The organism is Bacillus sp. 17RED48, from assembly GCF_019837545.1.
Classification (GTDB): Bacteria; Bacillota; Bacilli; order Bacillales; family Bacillaceae_G; genus Bacillus_A; species Bacillus_A wiedmannii.
The window spans coordinates 529,581-547,330 of sequence record NZ_JADAXG010000003.1 but is presented as its reverse complement, the minus strand read 5'-3'; the positions used below and the strand labels follow the sequence as shown (position 1 = coordinate 547,330).

Genomic DNA, 17,750 nt, shown 5'->3' with positions numbered 1-17,750 from the left:
TTTGTTCCATAAATAAGAATCTTGAAAAAGAACTGATAGAATCCTCTATTACGATTCCCTTATACTATGATACACGTCAAATTCCTTTTTCATCAGATTTAACGAATATTAAGATGAAATATTTTGGGTATGTGGATTTTTCTCAACTTTGGATAAGACCTTTAATTTAAAATTCACAAGAAACCTAATCCACTTGTAATAATTATCACCCTATTTAATTTCATAGAAGGTATACCTAATTTGATACATTCCTCCAGCGATTTGACACTATGCTAAAAACTGTTCAGCCAGTGTGCAAAAGTTTATTTTAAATTTCAAATTTCGTCAAGAAATTGGTTAACACCTTGCCCATCAAGCTAAGATTATATAGCTTTGATTTCATATGAGATTTTTTCTTTTTCTACGGTATCAGTCCCGCTTATTAAAAATAAGAAAATCCCGTATTCAATAAAAATACGGGATTTTTTTATTTTTAATTAACACTTATTCGAAAGAAGTTCATTCGTTACATATTACTTATCTAATTAAGAAAAATTCATATACCAGCCCAAACATCTTTTCCATATCGCCCTTCTTCTTGCACACGATCCAACCAATTCCTTGCTTCTTGTTCACTGACTTCATGAATTTCTTGATATGCTTGACAAAGGGTGTCTTCTACGTCAGGAGCCATTTTACTTCCATCACCACATATATAAAGATGAGCCCCATTATCTAATAACGAAATTAAATTGATTCTATCTTGTTTTATTAAATGCTGTACATATGTTTTAGGATATCCTTCTAAGCGAGAAAAAGCTGTGTGTAAAGAGATTAATCCATCTCTTTCATCATTTTCTAGTTCTGTACGATAGAGATAATCCTTTTCAGGATGACGACAACCAAAATATAGATGTGCTTGTCCTAAGTTAATACCTTTTTGCTTTTGAACACGACGCGCTTGCAAGAATCCACGGAATGGTGCAATTCCAGTACCTGGTCCAACCATGATAATTGGTGTTTCTGGATTTTCAGGTAATTGAAAGTTTGATTGTGGCGTTCGAATGAAACAGATAATCTCGTCTTTATTATGACGCTGAGCTAAATAATTAGAAGCGACTCCTTCATATGTCCCTACCCCACTCCATGCAGGTGCATTAACAACACCAACCGTAATGCTCAGACGATCCTGTGCAACGAGTGGAGAGCTTGAAATAGAATAGTAACGCGGTTTGAGCGCAGGAAGAAGTTCTAAAAAGCGTTCAAATCGGATTTCACAAGCCTCATACTTTTCAAGAAGATCCAACATTGACATACGTTTCTTTAATATTTGTTCATGATAAACTCCCTCTTCCAATAATGATTCCAATTCCTTTTTATGAGGAGGGCATGCTGTAAATGTCACCATTTCTCGTATTTGTGCTCGAGTAGCTGCTTCTTGAATTTCTACACTATAACTAAGAAGGTCAAATAAACTAACAGGACTGTCTAAAGGTATGTGATTTACACTTCGTCCACTTGCACTCAATATGACTTGATCCTTCCCATTTAATCCAAAGCGTTTTAAAATTCGGTTGACATTTTTCTCACTATTAATTGGCAGCACCCCAAGGTGGTCACCTTCTTGATACGTAGCACCTACTGGCAAGGATATCTCAATATGTCGCGTGCTTCTTTCACTGCTAGATGATTGAAGTTCACGATTTTCTAGTATAGATGCATAAACTGCTTCATATGTTCGTGCAAGAGGAGATCCTCCAAGACGACTAACAAATTGTAAACTTAATGTACTACGTTCTTTCTCAATGTTTTTGTTAAGTTCCAATCCAAATGCCTTCATCGCATCAGACCACATACTTTGTTTCCATTGCTCAAGTTGTTCCTCGAAATCACCACTTGCATCCGCTTCTCCACGTGTAGAAAATCTTGTTGCTCCTTTTTGAGCCATTTGCTCATCAATGTATCTTGGAATCCGCTGATAAGTACTAGCCCAATTATGATCTCCACAACCAAAAACTGCGTATTGAACACCTTTTAGCTCATCCGGTTTTAATTCCTCCAACCATTGCACAAACTGCCCTGCATTACTTGGTGGTTTTCCATTATAAGAAGAAGTTACAATAAGAACCGCCCCTTCTTTTGGCAGACTTCCAATTCGATCGTTAAGAGCTACCACTTCCGTTTGAACACCTTCTAAACTAGCTGTATCTGCTAGTTCTCTTGCAATACCTTCCGCTACCCCTGTATCCGATCCATACAGAACAAGAAGCGAAAGATTATCGGCTCCAATAATAGAAGGAGTTTTCTGAACTTGCTGTTCGATTTCATGGTTTTTCAGTTTCTCCTCGATAGGCGCAAGAACAGTAGTATGGCTAATAGTTTGTTTTCGGGGTAGAATCCTAATTTTAAAATCACCAGGCTTTAGCGTTAATGTTTGTTTTACGTCCAGCTGATAGTCTTGATAATCGATGAATTCAAAATGTTGAAGAAGCATTCCCATTACGAGTGTGGCTTCATGAAGTGCAAACTGCATACCGATACATGCTCGTTGACCATTTCCAAATGGCTTATAAGCATGATGGGGAATCTTATCCAGCTCTTCAAATCGTTCAGGTTGGAATTCTTCCACATTGTCTCCCCACGCGTCTTTATCCCTATGTAGCTGTGGAATAAGAACAGAAATACGATCTTCTCCTTTCTTAATAGGATATTTCCCACCAATCACTGTATCCTCTTTTGCATAGAGACTGAATGCTGGAGCAGTAGGCCATAGACGTAGCGATTCATTTAAAATCATCCGGATATACTTTAATTTCATAACTTGTTGGTATGTTGGAGTGGGATCTGTTAAAACCCGATCTACTTCTTCATAAGCTTTTTTCAATTTATCTGGATTCTTTAATAAAAAATAGATTGCAAAAGATAATAATCCACTTGTTGTTTCATGCCCAGCTATTAAAAAAGTGATAATTTGGAAACGAATATTTTCATCATCTAATTTTTCACCAGTTTCCGGATCCTGCACATTTAACATACGGGAAAGTAAATCATTTTCTTCCTGATTTCCACTACTTTTACGTTCAGCAATAATATTATCTACTAAAGAAAACATAGATTGAATATCATGCTGAAATTGACGTTTCGTTCTCCACATGAGTTTATCTTCTATATCCAGCCGCTGTAATTGGTGCATTGCCTCATCTAGAGCACGGCTCATGCTAGTAATAAAAGGATGAGGGGTCTCACGATAATAGCTATTAAATCGATAATTAAAACCACATAGACCAATTGTATCCAATGTAAGGCGAGTCATATCCTCCGGAACATCTACGTTTTCATTCGGATTAAGCCGTGCCCATTTTTGAACGAGTTGTACGGCAATATCGACCATCATAGCATGATAATCTTTCATTGCTCGTTGGCTGAATGTAGGCATCAAAATATTATGAGCTTTTTTCCAGTTAGGCTCTTGAGTCTCGCTTGTAAATAATCCATCTCCAGCAAAGGCACGAACTTTTGCTAAAGCACCCTCTATACTTTTATCGAACCGTGTTTCGTCACAGACTTCTGCTACCAGTTCATGTCCAGAAACGACAATGATGGTATCACTTAAAGTTTGAATTTGAAAAATGGGACCATACTCTTCCGCTATCTTGATAAAGGATAGGGTCGGTTTATCTTTATCGATTAGTGGGAGATTCCCCAGCAATCCATATGTTTTCGGTTGAGGAATGGCAGATACTTTTTTTTCCATTAAAAACACCCTTTCAAAAAAACATGAAATAAAATATCCCATTCAATAAAAAGAAGATAGCAATGAATCGCCTGGGATAAAGATATGTAATTGATTACCTTATTTTATCTTTTCCCTAACTATTCACGATTATGATATTGCTTATAAAGTTGGTAATCTAAATTGTTTGTTGCTATTACATTTATAACTTGCAGAGAAAATACTAAATTAAAATGAAGCGTATTATTATAATGTTTATCAGAAATTGAGAGCTAAAGATTGTAGTATTGGGAAAACCAGTAGTTTCTAATGTCAATTCAAACAAATACGATAAGTAAGTATACTGTGTTGCTAATGAAAAAGGATCTGATATGAATATCAGATCCCTTTTACTATATATAATTATTTCACTGATTCTTTTCCAGATTTAAATACCAGCGCCTTAGCGGCAGAAATTTGCATTTCTTCATAGTCTAACTAAACAGTAAAAACTTAGAGGAATCATGATCTAAAGTTTTATTTTACTCTACCGATTTAACCTCTCGACAGCTTCCGCGCTTGTATCTACACGTTTAACGAAAAAAACTAATAGTAGTGCAACAATATTCATGCCAAGCGCTACATAAAATGAATATTGAATTCCAGATAATAAAGCCTTCTGAGTTAACATTGCCTTCGTAGCTTCTGTGAAGGTTGTTGGATCTACATCAGCCATTAGACTTTCAGCTTTTGTTTTTGTTACCGAATTCATAATCGTAACAAGGATAGCAGTACCAATCGAACCGGACACTTGTTGAGCTGTATTATTAACAGCTGTACCGTGCGGATTTAAGCGAGTTGGCAATTGATTAAGGCCGTTTGTCATAAGTGGCATCATCACCATCGCCATCCCAAACATCCGCAGTGTGTAAATAAGAATAATATGTGTGTGACTAGAGTCGAGTTGCAGGTTTGCTAGCATATAAGTTGAAACAGCTGTAATGGAAAGTCCTACTATACCAAGAATCCGAGGGCCGTATTTATCAAATAGTTTACCTGTAATTGGTGACATAACCCCCATTATTACCGCACCTGGAAGCATCATCAGCCCAGAGCTCAGCGGCGAAATACCGCGGACGTTTTGTACATAAGCTGGTGTTAAAATCATACCCGAAAACATGGCCACTGCGTTAACAATCGCAATTACAGACGCAAGTGCAAACATTGGGTACTTGTAAACACGTAAATCCAATAACGGTTCATTCATTTTTAATTGACGGATAATGAAAGCGATTAGGGAAATAGCGCCTATGATTAAGGTTGTTAAAACAACTTTATTCGTCCAACCATCGGAACTTGCAGAACTGAATCCATATAACAAACCGCCAAAACCGATAGAAGATAATAGTAATGAGAGATAATCAAGTTTTGCATTTTTGTTTTGTCTCATGACATTCTCTGATTTCCAAATCCCTAACAGTAAGCTAATGATTGCTAACGGTAAAATCATTTCAAAAAGCAAACGCCAGTCATAATACTCTACAATATAACCCGATAGTGTCGGTCCAATTGCTGGTGCCGTAATCATAACTAATCCAAAAATCCCCATCGCTGTTCCCCTTTTTTCTCTTGGAAAGCTTACTAGCATAATATTCATTAACAAAGGCCCCATGACTGAAGAACCTGCTGCTTGAACCATCCGACCAGTAAGTAATAAACTAAAGTTCGGCGCTAAAGCCGCTAAGGCCGTACCAAGAATAAAAATTAACATAGATGTAATAAATAAGCTCCTATTGGAGAAGCGGGTTATTAAAAATGCTGAGGCCGGAATTAATATACCACTTACAAGCATATACCCTGTAGAAAGCCACTGGATCGTCGAATAATCTTTAATGTCTAAATCCTTCATTATTGATGGCAAAGCAACATTTAAAAGCGAGTTATTTAGAAATGAAACAAATGCTCCAATAAAAAGGATTACAAGCATTAAATATGGTGGCTTTCTTTTATGTAATGTTTCACTCATATATTCATTTGCCCCTTCATTATAAATTCCATTGATTCGTTTAAATCGTTTGTATATCTGCATAAGAATACATTATCCTTTCAGTATTTTGCCAAACTCTTTGAATGGATATTCTCTTTTTAGTAATTCTACTTGCTCGACATAACATGTTAAATTTTTTTTGTTGATTAAACCTTTATAAACGCGTTTGTTAACCAAAATTAAATTAGGCTGAATTAAACAAAAGGAGCGACTGAAAATACCCTTCTAAAATAAAGTGACACTTGAATCAGTGGTTCTTTTACAGGCAGCCGCTTTCACTTAATTTTGAGGTGGTGTCTTATGCCCACAAATAGCGGGATAAATATGACCACACACCCATTCCTTTCAATACAGGCTTGTAAATCTAGATATGTAACCATCCATAAAAAGGAATATTACATAGGCTAAGTCTAACATTACATTTTTAAAGTGAGGGGAATAAGCTTATGCACCAATATTGGTATTTGAATTCAAATGGAAACGGGGAGCAATATAATAACCAAATTTCAATGTCATCATTATATTCACAACCTCAAATAATTAAAGCTCAGGGAATGGATGGTCTGAAGGTTCCTGAGAATTGGAGTTGTCGAGTCTATCCATTTGGTTGGGATTCACCAGCCAATTATACGGGTTTCAATCCCGAGCCCCCTCCCTTCTCTTTAGGTCAGCCAATCCATTATGCAGGGATGATGCCCCATGGATATCCTGCTAATTGGGCTCCATTACAAGGTCATCTTGCCGCTTTACTATCGCCGCCAGCCAAGCCTTTTCATTTTAATACCAATAATAACTGGGGTATTTTGGGGAATTCTCCAGGATGGGGAGGACAGATAAGTCCCATGGGATGGGGGAATAACGGAGGTAACGGTCAGCCAGGAATGCTTGGAAACTTATTGACAGTAGGAAAAGGAACCATGAATGGAATCGGGATGCTTAGTAGTCTAATCGGTATGGGAAAGTTCTTCTTTTAGTTAATTAGAACGGGAGGATAGGTCCATAGCTCAAACATGCCCCCTCAATGTATTTATTGTACGCTTCCCATACTCCCTCCAAGTTCGTTCCCTCTCCTTTCAAATTATAAAAACATCTATTACCTTGTATGTGATAACTTGATAGAGGTGTGGTGACATCAACAAAACGCAAATTTCATCCGATAAGCAAAACGCTACAAAAAAAACCGGTTCCTTTACGAAAGAACCGGTTTTTTGTAGCGTTTATTTATTTGAAAAGTATTCAAATCTTTTTTCACTAGTTAACACTTTGAACACGGCCAATTTGTCCATCTTGTAATCGAACTTTAATTCCGTACGGATGTGTTTCACTATGCGTCAAAATGTCTTTCACAACACCACTTACAGTTTTACTATAGTCATTATCCAATTGAATAACTACATGTGAACCAACTGAAATTTGTGATCTTGTTGGTTTCCCACCTGTTGCTTGTGTTGTTTTTTCTTGTTTTTGTGTTCTCTCTTGTTGTATAGACTGTTCTTGCTGAGTCTTCTGCTTTTCTTGTTTACGTTTTTCTTCTACTCTTTGTTGCTCTTCTTGCTTACGTTTTTCTTCCTCTGCTCTTTGTTGCTCTTCTTGCTTACGCTTCTCTTCTTCTACTCTTTGTTGTTCTTCTTGTTTACGCTTTTCTTCCTCTACTCTTTGTTGTTCCTCTTGTTTACGCTTTTCTTCCTCTGCTCTTTGTTGCTCTTCTTCCGCTACTTTTTTATCTTCATCTATTTTTTGCTCATCCTCTGCTACTTTTAATTTTTCTTCATCACCTTTACAAGCACTTAAAGCCATTACACACAAGCTCATAAGTACACATAATAACAATTTCTTTAACATTAAAAAAATCCTCCTATATATACATTACAAATTAATAACTTTCATAGCATAACAAAAATATATGTATTTATTTGTCAAAATTTGTCGTAAATATTTAATTTCTACTAAAAGACTGACACTACAATAAAAGCGGAAATTATTATATCGATTCGTGCACAGGAATTACGTTCGTTTGCTAGTCAATTAAACTTAATTAATGAAATACAAAGAAAAACCTTCATCTTATGTATAAAAGGATCTTTCAATTAAAGATCCTTTTATATCGCTCATTCAACTAAATAAATTGGTTAATTGCATAACGCTTTTCTAACTTTCCTTGCGAAGCTTAGCGGATCATCAACGTCTTCGATATTAACGTAAATTAAATTCGGCTCATCACATAACCACTCATTGTGTATAGACGAAACGATTATTCCTTGTTTAATAATTGTAGCAACAAACCCATTGACTTCTCTTTGCAAGAGCGCTACCCTGCCTAAACATAATGCTCGTCCAGTTTTATTATCTCGTGATTCGAATGAGAAGGAAGTTGTTACTCTAAAACGTTTTCCTAAGATAGTTGCTTGTATTTCATCCCGATTTATTGTAGCCACGCATTTTCCACCGGCGAACCCTTCTTGGCCACCTATAATTCTCGCAAACTGTTGACAGATTAATTCATCATAAAACGCCATACCTTGAATCATCCCCCCTTTTACTGTTAGGTTATGAATGAATACTTAGGTCTGAAACGGTAATGAATCTATTCTATTACAAAAAATATTATCGAAATCTAACGAAGTCTATTATATGGTAAGGCATTTTTAGAGAGCACAAAAAAACACCCTAAGGTGCCATCCTCCGACTTGAGAATCATATCTATGTATGGAGAAATTTAGAAAAGAGAAGGTTCTAACTATAATTTATAGAGCTCTTATACCATGAATTACTTACATACATATTTCCTTATTTACTCGAAGAAGAATCCCGTTATATTACTTTCTGATCAGTCTCGTTAAAGCCATCCCAATAAATCCAGCACCCATCCCTATTAGCCATCCAGCATGAGTATCACCTAATATAGATCCCACTCCTCCGCCAAGAAACATGCAGCCAACAAATACTAATCCTCCAATTCCCCAATTCGGCCTTTCCATAATTCAATCACATCCTTTCAATAAAACATATGCTTTTAGCTATCTAAACTTTCTTGCATAGGATGGTTAATTTTTTGCTTAAGTTTAGTACTTTCAGGGAATTCATAAGATGCGAAGATTGAACCCTTTGAATGAATTACAGAAGGAGAATTTCATTTTTTCATATTAAATAACTTAAGAATGTGTTCCACAATTTATGACTCACCCCACCGCTATCCAGCTCAGAAAAGAAAGCAAAAACGAAAATTATATGCATCATTGACTACTGTTAATGAGACGTTATGTTAACCTCACATGAAGATCCTATTCATCCAAATTTACAAAAAGTTGTCCTTGCTGATGGTACAATTAAAATTATGGAGGGATATTATGGGATTTTTTTTGTAATAACACTACTTCTTATAAACGGCACTGCAATATTCTTATTTTTCTTGTCTGTTTCACCAAAAATTAAGGCTAAAAACCTATCTTCAATAATGATCTGTTTAGGGATAAATCTAATCATAAGTCCAGCGGCTTTTCTTATAGGTGGGATAGCTGATTATGCAGGTGTAGCGGCTAATTATGGGGCTTATTTTGCGGGTGAGTCGGCAACAGCCCCTCCTCTAGTTAGTCGTGCACTTTATTTTTTGGGAGGATTTCTCTTTATTCAGGGAATTCCACTGCTCATACTACTTGCAGCTTTTTGGAAGTTTGCTAGAGCAAAGAAAATAAAACAAGTATAGAAGGATGAGTGGATGCTTTTTAGAGTAGGGATCCGCTTTTTTCTCGCTACCAATAATAGGATTTCATGTCATACAATGGAGTTAATATTAGAAAACTGTGAGGATGATTAACGTTGATGAAATTTGTAATTAGTTATGCTGCAAGTCTGTTTGCTTTTATTTTTGGATGGTTCTTGATTTCATATATTTCTCATCCTAGCTTTATTCACCCGAACGTTGTATTAGGATTCATTAAAACGATCGTCACTTATGGTAGTATACCGGCTCTTGTAGCCTGTCTAATTGGGGAAGTGTTATACAGGAAAATCAAACGATGTAGAGAATTTCAATTTGGAATTCCTGTATTTATAGGACAAGCAGTTATCTATACACTTATACCATTTCTTTTTCTTTTTCCTTTTAATTTTTCCCATTTCTTTGATTTCGTTGCACCTGTTATTATGGGGGCCTTATCTTTTTATTTAGTACGTAGAAAAATATAATTAACTTCAAGAGTGTGACAGAAAGAAGCCGGAGTGAGTAAAACCACACTGTATAACCATACAGAACTCAAAGAACGCATCAATTCTTGCGAAATCAACAAGAAAAATTATTTGTGGACTCTAGATTTAAATAAAACGAGAACAATCAAAATGCCTTCATTGCTTCTCTTAAAAGAAGAATTGAAAAGAGAGAGAAAAAAGAATAAAGGGCTTGAAGAAAAAAATAAGTAATTGCGTGAAAAAGAAAATGTAAAACTTACTGATTACTTCATGAAGTTATAAAATTAGGACCGTACATATTAGACATATCTAAAATGTACGGTCCTTTTGTTTACTAGTCGTTCACTTATCTAACCTAAAGATAAGTATGTGGTCCTTTTACAAATTGAATTTCTTTTTAAGCTTCTTATATTTTCTATACGAACGTCTAACAATGTTTAACATAAAATACGGTATTTTAATAGGGAAAGGAAAATTATAAATGAAAGGCAAATAAAATATAAAATATGCCTTTTCTAGGTCTCTCCACTTACTATCTTCTTTTGTTTTTAAGAAATCAGATACATCGACTACATATCCCCTTCCGTTTTCCATCATCACATTTTTCCCGTGAACGTCACAAGGAGTTAATCCTTGTTCCCTTGCATACTCTAAAGCTTCATTGATATCAAAGATCACCTGCTTAGGAATTTTAATCCCCTTATGAAGGGCATCGTATAAAGTAATTTCTTTTAAACGTTTCAATACTATGAAATTTTCTCCTTTATATATAAGCTTCGAATAAGAAGGATGGTTTCCAATTCTTCGGTATACTTCTGATTCTTTTTCAATTCCTTCTCCTTCTCGTGCGTAAACTTTCACTACCCAATCTTTGTATTCTTTGTGCATAAATACTGCGGCATAATTACCTATCCCTAAACACTTCCAAAGTCTAGGAATATCTTTAACTACTACAGGCTCAAATTCATCCTCACTTCTTATGCTTACCTCTTTTAATAATTCATCCTTTATCAATCTCACAAAACTGTTTATACTCATCATTTCCACTCCGGTTTTGCTAAAAGGGGGCCCACCCACATTTTAACGAAAATATACACTAAGTGAATTTTAGCATAAAATGAGTCATCTTTTTTCTTAAAATAAAAAGATGACTCGTTTTATTTGAACTGTTGAATACTTAATATTTATTCCACTATTCATAGCCAAAAACCGTACAACATAAAAATATCCCCAACTATTTTTACGTATTTTCATTTTTTCAGAGGCAGCCGTATAAGAGCTTTTCTTAGTGCAAGTTCTCTTCGTTCATTGGTCATGCAAATCCATGTTTCCCCATAAGCATAACCTAACTTTTCATCTGGATCGGCAAAACAAAATGATCCTCCTGCGCCTGGGTGACAAAAAGAATTTTCACTTCCATAAAAATTATGATTCAGGGATGTCTGCTTTCAAATCGGATGCTTAGTACTCTATTTTATAATCTAAAACATTGTTTATGTTGTTAACACCACATGTCTATAAACCTAACAAAAAAGGTTTCCTCAAAACGTTAAAAATGAACCTCGGCGCTGTACAAAACACAAAATTATCGTTCTGGGGGTATTTACTTTTCTTAGCTTGATAGCGATATGGTAGGGCCCTATATTTGACTCTTTTTCTACACCTAGATATTCTAGAGTTCGTTCTAACATAAGTGCAGCCTGTTGACGTGTGAGTGTGCCATATGGCGTAAACTTAGTAGCTGAAACACCTCCGATAATTCCTGTATCGTATAGGGCTTGTACATCATAATACCGGCTGCGAACGTATTTACATCAAGAAGATTAATGGAGCAAATGATGATTGCCCTGAATTAGTATGATAGCTGTTTTTGCAGAGTTTGAGCGTGATATTATTCGTTGAAATTCTCTTCTTAAAGATAATACGTAAATACAAACAAAACCAGCAAAACACCGTTCCTATGTCGTACTGGTTTTGTTGAAGTCCATCTTGAATTGTAGCTAGTTCAACGTAATTGCAAATTCTGAGTTCGGTGCCCCAGCAATTACAACCGTTCCATTCTTCGGCAGTTTTACTTTGTTATTGCCGCTCACGATGGTAAAGTTGACGCATACTCCATTCTCATCATACACCGCGAACGCACCCTTCGATGGCAATGTCACGGTCATCATTTTTCCTACTGCCGCTTGCGGGATCGTAAACCATTTAGCATGCCCATTTGCTTGCAGCGTAACTTTGGATGATTGGCCAGCATCGAGTGGTTTTACGTTGGCTCCACTTACGTATAACAACCCGGCCATTTCCATATATTCATTACCGCCTTCTGTATAGAAATGCGTTTCCATCGTATCACGGCCATTCATCACGGGGATCTGGAGCTGATGCGTCGCGGTGTTCGGACCTGTAATTTTTCTGCCCTCCCAATAGCCCGCCAGGCCTTCCTTACGAGTAATTTGTGTGGTAATAAGTTTCGGTTGTACGAGATATTCAATAGAACTAAATTTCTCATTCACCAGATAGAACTTGACACCTTCCCGCTTCGCCCATGCGGCAGCGGTTTTCTTCGATAGCACATTGTCTTCTAGTTTCTCGGCTAAATAGTGAGTCATCGCACCTTGCCCTAAGTCTGGTGTCGATTTATATGTGCTCTCCCTCAAATAAGTTCTTCCATTCTTCTCGGTGACAAAGTTGAGCTTAGAAGTACCCTTCTCATTAATAAAGCTTCCATCCGCAGTATATACATATTTTTCTTCTCGATTAGATGGTAAGAACAGTTCTCCATTCTTCGTAATTTCAATTTTGAAATGAGTTTCGCTATTGCCATAAAAGCCCGCTTTCTTTGCCACGTCTTGAGGCATCTTGACCTTGACCGGCTTGCCAAAAGATTTGTTCGGCTTGATGTTCTTAATTGTACCCTTCTCTTTAAGCACGGCGAGCAGCAATTCTGTTGCCAGCAGTTGATTTGTAGAGCTTCGTCCACCGGATGACAACACAGCCGCTGCCATTTTCTGTTCTGGAAGCACAACCAGTATAGCATGTTGCAGTGCCGTGTCGCCGCCTTTAGCCAAGCCTCTTATCCCATATTCACTGAATGGGTATAGTTTCACACTATCCCAGCCAAGACCATAGTTAAAAATATTATCTCCATCCCCCGGCCACATTCCTTTTTTATATTCCTCTTGCTCCATCGCCTTGACTACCTTATCAGAGAGGATCCCTTTTCCCTGTCCCATAAATAATTGTGAGAATCGTACCATATCTTCTGCTGTGGAAGAGACCCCTCCCGTACCAATCACATTCACCGATTCAATTGGAAGCTGCCCTTGGTACGCCGGAAAATAAAGTCCAGCCCGCTTTTCGTCTCTCCATTTGTCCTGTGGCGTTTTTGTATGATTCATCTTTAAGGGTTCTGTAAACCGTTGATGTAGAAATTCGGTAAAGCTCATACCGCTGACTCTTTCCACCAAAATTTCGGCCAGCGTAAAGCCATCGTTGCAGTATACCGAGAACGCACCAGGGTCTGCTTTCAGGCTCTGGTTGGACAATTGCTGCAACAAGAAATCATGGGAATAGGTATCATTATCGTTAAATAAAAATGCATTACTTAACGTGGAACCTTGCAAGCCGGAGGAGTGATTCAACAACATACGCGGAGTAATGCGTTTGTACCGCCCATCTTTCATCTTAAAATCAGGAACATAGTTGACCACAGGAGCATCCAAATCGACTTTTCCTTCGTCGACCAATTTCATTACAGCCGCTGTTGCATACATTTTACTGACTGAACCAATCCCGTATAGAGTATCTTTGGTTAGTGGCTGTTCCCCTTCCATATCGTTCTTTCCAGCCTGCCCCGACAAAGTAAGCTTGCCATTATCAATTAGCGCATACTGCACGCTAGTCGTCCCATGGGACTTCGTGAGTAGCGCAGCCTTCTCTGCTGCAAATTTCTTCAGCTCTTGGCTAGCTACTTCTGCGTTAGATACAACTGTAGTCTTACTGTCAGAAAATGCTTTCGCCCCTGTTGGTAGAATCATAGTTAGCGCTAATGTAGCGGCTAATACACCAGTTAGTTTATTTTTCATGAGGGAATTGCCTCCTTAGATAAGTAATCAATTTCATCATTTATTTGTTTAACTATGAAAATATGATAAAAATTATCCGTTCTTTCTTTTGGCCTACTTGCTAAATTCAGCAAGTAAAATATTTTTAAAAGGATCAGGACTATCAGCTTTAAGGCTGTTCAAATTCACGGCCAATGTATGCTTGCCTCCAAGTGTGCCCCCAGCAAAAGTTAAAAATCCAGGAATGGTTCCTCCATGCCCCCATATCGATACACCATTTGAAAGCTTCATTTTGAAAATTCCAAGCCCGGAATCGCCAAGTTCATCTATTCCTGTAGGGACTGTTGTAAGCATTTGCTTTAGTTCCTGTTCTTTCAGTAATTTACCCCCAAGTAAATAAGAGAAGAATTTGTTTAAATCATCAGCTGTAGAAATCATATCTCCGGCCGAGCTCCCCATACTTGGGTTATAATCAGTAACATCTTTTGGCTCACTTGCTCTGTCTAATTGGATATATCCACGGGCATGTTTGGTTCCTGGAATAACGCTTGAATTTCCGGGTAAGAATGTATTCGATAATTCAAGTGGTTCAATAATTCGATTTTCAATTTCTTCCGCATAGCTGTTACCAGTTACTTTTTCAATAAGAATCCCTAGTAATACGTATCCTGTATTTGAATACGACCAGCTCTTTCCTGGAGCAAAATCTGGAGGCATGGATATTCCCATCTTTACTAATTCTTCAGCAGTATAAGATTTTTTTGTATCCATGATATTAAAATCCTTTGACCCTGTGTAATTAGCGATACCACTTGTGTGGTTCAATAATTGCCGGATAGTAATCTGTTTATCATCATATCCATTTCCTTGAATGACACTAGGCAACCATTTTTCAATAGAATCGTCTAGATTCAAGCTGTTTTCTCCTGCTAATTGAAGTATAACTGTTGCAGTGAACGTCTTTGTCAAGCTGCCAATTCGGAATCGAAAATCTGTTTTCATTGGTTTCTTGGTACTTAGATCCGCTACCCCAGCTGCATAACTCCATGTTTTTCCACCCTTAGAAACTTTAGCAAGTATCCCTGGATATCCAAGTTTCAATGTATCCCACATTGCCTCTTTGACGGAATTTTGATCTCTTTGGTTGCTTGTTTGTAACGAACTAGATACATTTTGAATGGACTCTGCTTTTACACTTGAGGTTGGAGTTGTATAAAACAGGGAACCTCCAGCTACTAAAAGGGCAAGACTTGCACATGTAATTTGACTACGTGTTTTCATTGGGCATTCCTCTCCTCTATTCATATTGTATAGGTGGTTTCTTGCTATTTCGTATTAACCACACAGCTATCATCTCCACCAAAGAAAAAAAGTCAACATTGAATTCGTAATCATCTTCATAATTATTATTTTTACAAACGCCATTCTGTCCTGGATAAATCCCTCTTTTTCTACATATATGTTAACCACATAAATTACTTCTTTTCCTTGAAACAGTCTTGTTACTGGTCTGTTTTTCATATATAAGTCATATCTGTTCCGCCTTTCACGCCTCTTTATATTTTTATCATACACAATGAAAATTTCTTTTTTCTTACCCATTTCTTACAAATTACTTACGTTCAAAATCGCTTTTATAATAGGATAGAAGGAGCATCTGTGCCGGAAAGTTCAGTAAATATATTAATCAAAAAGAAACACAGAAGTTTTTACTTCTGTGTTTCTTTTTTCCATCCTTTTAAATATTAAGATTCGATTTACCCTTAACAGGATGTATTCTGGCTCTTTTCTAATGTAATTTTTCTTCTTGCAATACAAAACAAATGACATTGTGCTGCATGAAACACTCCTAACGTTGTTAAAATCACTTGTTTTTAAGTCAAAATTTATTTTTCTTAAGCTGATGGATACTCCATATCCATCAGCTTAAGAAAAATAAACTACCTTCTCAAAGTAACTACCTGTAGAAAAAGAAAATGTTCATTTAGGAGATATATTAATACCTTAGCTTGATAGTAATGTGGTGCTCCCCCCCATCCATCAACTTAAGGAGAATAAACGCCACGAAAACAAAAAAGCCCCAAATTTGTCTTGAAAATAAGTTGGGGCTTTTGAACCAGAAAAGTATATTTTTAACTATGAAAACTACGATAAATTTCTTCCTTTTTTCCTACTTGCTAAATTCAGCAAGTAAAATATTTTTAAAAGGATTAGGACTATCAGTTCTACCCAAACTATTCCAATTGACGACCAACGTATGCTTGCCTCCAAGTTTACCTCCAACAAGAGTAGTAAATCCTAGAATGCCACCTGTGTGTCCCCATATCGAGACACCGCTTGGAAGCTTAGTTTCATAGATTCCAAGACCATATCCATCGATTCCTTCTTTTCCTGTAGGAACTGTAGTAAGCATTTGTTTTAGTTGCTGTTCCTTCAGTAATTTGCCACCGAGCAAGTAAGAGAAGAATTTGTTTAAGTCGTCAGCAGTAGAAATCATATCTCCAGCAGAGCTACCTGCACTTGGGTTATAATAAGTAACGTCTTTTAGCTCACTTGCTCCGTCTGGTTGGACATATCCACGGGCATGGTTAGTGCCTGGAATAACACTTGAATTTCCTGGTAGGAATGTATTCGACAATTCAAGTGGTTCAATAATCCGATTTTCAATCTCTTCCGCATAGCTGTTTCTGGTTACTTTTTCAATAAGAATGCCCAGTAATACGTATCCTGTGTTTGAATAAGACCAGCCCTTTCCTGGGGCAAAGTCTGGAGGCAGAGAAACCCCCATCTTCACTAACTCTTCAGCCGTATACGATTTTTTTGTATCCGTAAAATCAGCGTCTTTTGACCTTGAGTATTCAGCGATACCACTTGTATGGTTCAATATATGCCGTATAGTAATCTTGTTACCATCATATCCATTTCCTTGAATGACACCAGGCAACCAGTCTTCGATGTAGTCGTCTAGATTCAGGCGATTCTCTCCAGCTAATTGAAGTACAACTGTTGCAGTGAACGTCTTCGTCACACTCCCAATGCGAAAGCGAAAATCTGTTTTCATTAGTTTCTTGGTTCTCAGATCCGCTATTCCAGCGGCATACCCCCACGTTTTTCCACCCTCAGAAGTTTTAGCAAGTATCCCCGGGTATCCAAGTTGTAATGTATCCCGCATTGCTTGCTTGACGGAAGTACGATCTCGTTGAGTATTTGTTTGTAACGAACTAGATACATTTTGAGTGGGCTCTGCTTTTACAATTGAGGTTGGTGTTGTATATAACAGGGAACTTCCAGCTATTAAAAGGGCCAAACTTGCACATGTAATTTGACTACGTATTTTCATAAGGCATTCCTCTCCTCTATTCATATTGTATAAGTGTTTGCCTACTGTTCCTTACTTCCTGACAAGACTTAGGGAAAGGCCCTCACGCATATAGATTAAAGCCCCAGTACAAAGGTATCTATCAATACCAACAATTCGAGCCATTTAAATCTCCATCCCCTCCTATAACAAAATTATTCAAAGGTATGAAAGCATATTATGTACCCTTAGTTATTGTTAGGATTAACACAACATGAGACATAACCCCAACCCATATTTTACTTTATTTATCCATAATATGTATTGAGAAAGAATGTAATTTCGAATCCTTTCCGTAACCCAACTATTGATCGTTTTTTTCGCCTATTATAATTAGTTATTTAGAATTTCATAATAAAAAACTGTAAAAAAAATAACGAGTCCCTTAACGTACAGGAAGCGGTT

Annotated in this window: 14 protein-coding genes and 1 pseudogene; 4 read left to right on the top strand and 11 right to left on the bottom strand. The window is 37.0% G+C overall.

Going from position 1 to position 17,750, the window contains the following annotated elements; genetic code table 11:
* Positions 1–535 precede the first annotated feature (535 nt).
* Together cypD and ILT06_RS15630 are read right to left on the bottom strand one after the other, a co-directional pair.
* Positions 536–3,733, bottom strand: a complete 3,198-nt coding sequence (cypD, locus tag ILT06_RS15635; RefSeq protein WP_098103026.1) for a bifunctional P-450/NADPH--P450 reductase — start codon at positions 3,731–3,733, stop codon at positions 536–538.
* Positions 3,734–4,238: 505 nt separating this feature from the next.
* Positions 4,239–5,717: a DHA2 family efflux MFS transporter permease subunit gene (locus tag ILT06_RS15630; RefSeq protein WP_064475783.1), complete on the bottom strand. Its 1,479-nt coding sequence runs from the start codon at positions 5,715–5,717 to the stop codon at positions 4,239–4,241.
* Between the two features lie 467 nt (positions 5,718–6,184).
* Here ILT06_RS15630 and ILT06_RS15625 point away from each other — a divergent pair, with 467 nt between their 5' ends.
* Positions 6,185–6,712, top strand: a complete 528-nt coding sequence (locus ILT06_RS15625; RefSeq protein ID WP_222655272.1) for a hypothetical protein — start codon at positions 6,185–6,187, stop codon at positions 6,710–6,712.
* A gap of 277 nt (positions 6,713–6,989) precedes the next feature.
* On the opposite strand, the gene ILT06_RS15620 is transcribed toward ILT06_RS15625, so the two are convergent.
* The 3 genes from ILT06_RS15620 to ILT06_RS15610 form a co-directional block, all read right to left on the bottom strand.
* A complete protein-coding gene (locus ILT06_RS15620; RefSeq protein WP_222655271.1) occupies positions 6,990–7,580 on the bottom strand; it encodes a YwbE family protein in 591 nt (196 codons plus the stop codon).
* 287 nt (positions 7,581–7,867) lie between these two features.
* A complete protein-coding gene (locus tag ILT06_RS15615) occupies positions 7,868–8,254 on the bottom strand; it encodes a DUF1259 domain-containing protein (protein WP_141669126.1) in 387 nt (128 codons plus the stop codon).
* 300 nt (positions 8,255–8,554) lie between these two features.
* Complete coding sequence (locus ILT06_RS15610) at positions 8,555–8,716, bottom strand: hypothetical protein (RefSeq protein ID WP_000441003.1); 162 nt, start codon at positions 8,714–8,716, stop codon at positions 8,555–8,557.
* 356 nt (positions 8,717–9,072) lie between these two features.
* On the opposite strand from ILT06_RS15610, the gene ILT06_RS15605 reads away from it, so the two are divergent.
* From ILT06_RS15605 to ILT06_RS15595, 3 genes are all read left to right on the top strand, one after another.
* Entirely contained in the window at positions 9,073–9,441 is a 369-nt protein-coding gene (locus ILT06_RS15605; protein WP_222655321.1) for a hypothetical protein, read from the top strand.
* Positions 9,442–9,557: 116 nt separating this feature from the next.
* Positions 9,558–9,923 (top strand): hypothetical protein, encoded by a 366-nt coding sequence (locus ILT06_RS15600; protein ID WP_064475787.1) that lies wholly within the window; start codon positions 9,558–9,560, stop codon positions 9,921–9,923.
* A 33-nt stretch (positions 9,924–9,956) separates the two neighbouring features.
* Positions 9,957–10,154 carry a hypothetical protein gene (locus ILT06_RS15595; protein ID WP_240368453.1) on the top strand — a complete coding sequence of 66 codons (198 nt, stop codon included), beginning with the start codon at positions 9,957–9,959 and terminating at the stop codon, positions 10,152–10,154.
* Positions 10,155–10,301: 147 nt separating this feature from the next.
* Here ILT06_RS15595 and ILT06_RS15590 read toward each other — a convergent pair whose 3' ends face one another.
* The 6 genes and pseudogenes from ILT06_RS15590 to ILT06_RS15565 all read right to left on the bottom strand — a co-directional run bounded on the left by ILT06_RS15590 (position 10,302) and on the right by ILT06_RS15565 (position 17,327).
* A complete protein-coding gene (locus ILT06_RS15590; RefSeq protein ID WP_142315078.1) occupies positions 10,302–10,961 on the bottom strand; it encodes a protein kinase family protein in 660 nt (219 codons plus the stop codon).
* A 503-nt stretch (positions 10,962–11,464) separates the two neighbouring features.
* Positions 11,465–11,701: pseudogene (locus tag ILT06_RS33070) on the bottom strand (S-layer homology domain-containing protein); the annotation flags it as partial.
* Between the two features lie 222 nt (positions 11,702–11,923).
* The gene (locus tag ILT06_RS15580; RefSeq protein WP_098103029.1) at positions 11,924–14,008 is read right to left on the bottom strand and encodes a serine hydrolase domain-containing protein; all 2,085 of its coding nucleotides are present in this window, start codon (positions 14,006–14,008) and stop codon (positions 11,924–11,926) included.
* A 93-nt stretch (positions 14,009–14,101) separates the two neighbouring features.
* The gene (locus ILT06_RS15575; RefSeq protein ID WP_222655270.1) at positions 14,102–15,268 is read right to left on the bottom strand and encodes a serine hydrolase domain-containing protein; all 1,167 of its coding nucleotides are present in this window, start codon (positions 15,266–15,268) and stop codon (positions 14,102–14,104) included.
* A gap of 69 nt (positions 15,269–15,337) precedes the next feature.
* Positions 15,338–15,508 (bottom strand): hypothetical protein, encoded by a 171-nt coding sequence (locus ILT06_RS15570; RefSeq protein WP_222655323.1) that lies wholly within the window; start codon positions 15,506–15,508, stop codon positions 15,338–15,340.
* A 649-nt stretch (positions 15,509–16,157) separates the two neighbouring features.
* Positions 16,158–17,327, bottom strand: a complete 1,170-nt coding sequence (locus tag ILT06_RS15565; protein WP_222655269.1) for a serine hydrolase domain-containing protein — start codon at positions 17,325–17,327, stop codon at positions 16,158–16,160.
* Positions 17,328–17,750: the final 423 nt, after the last annotated feature.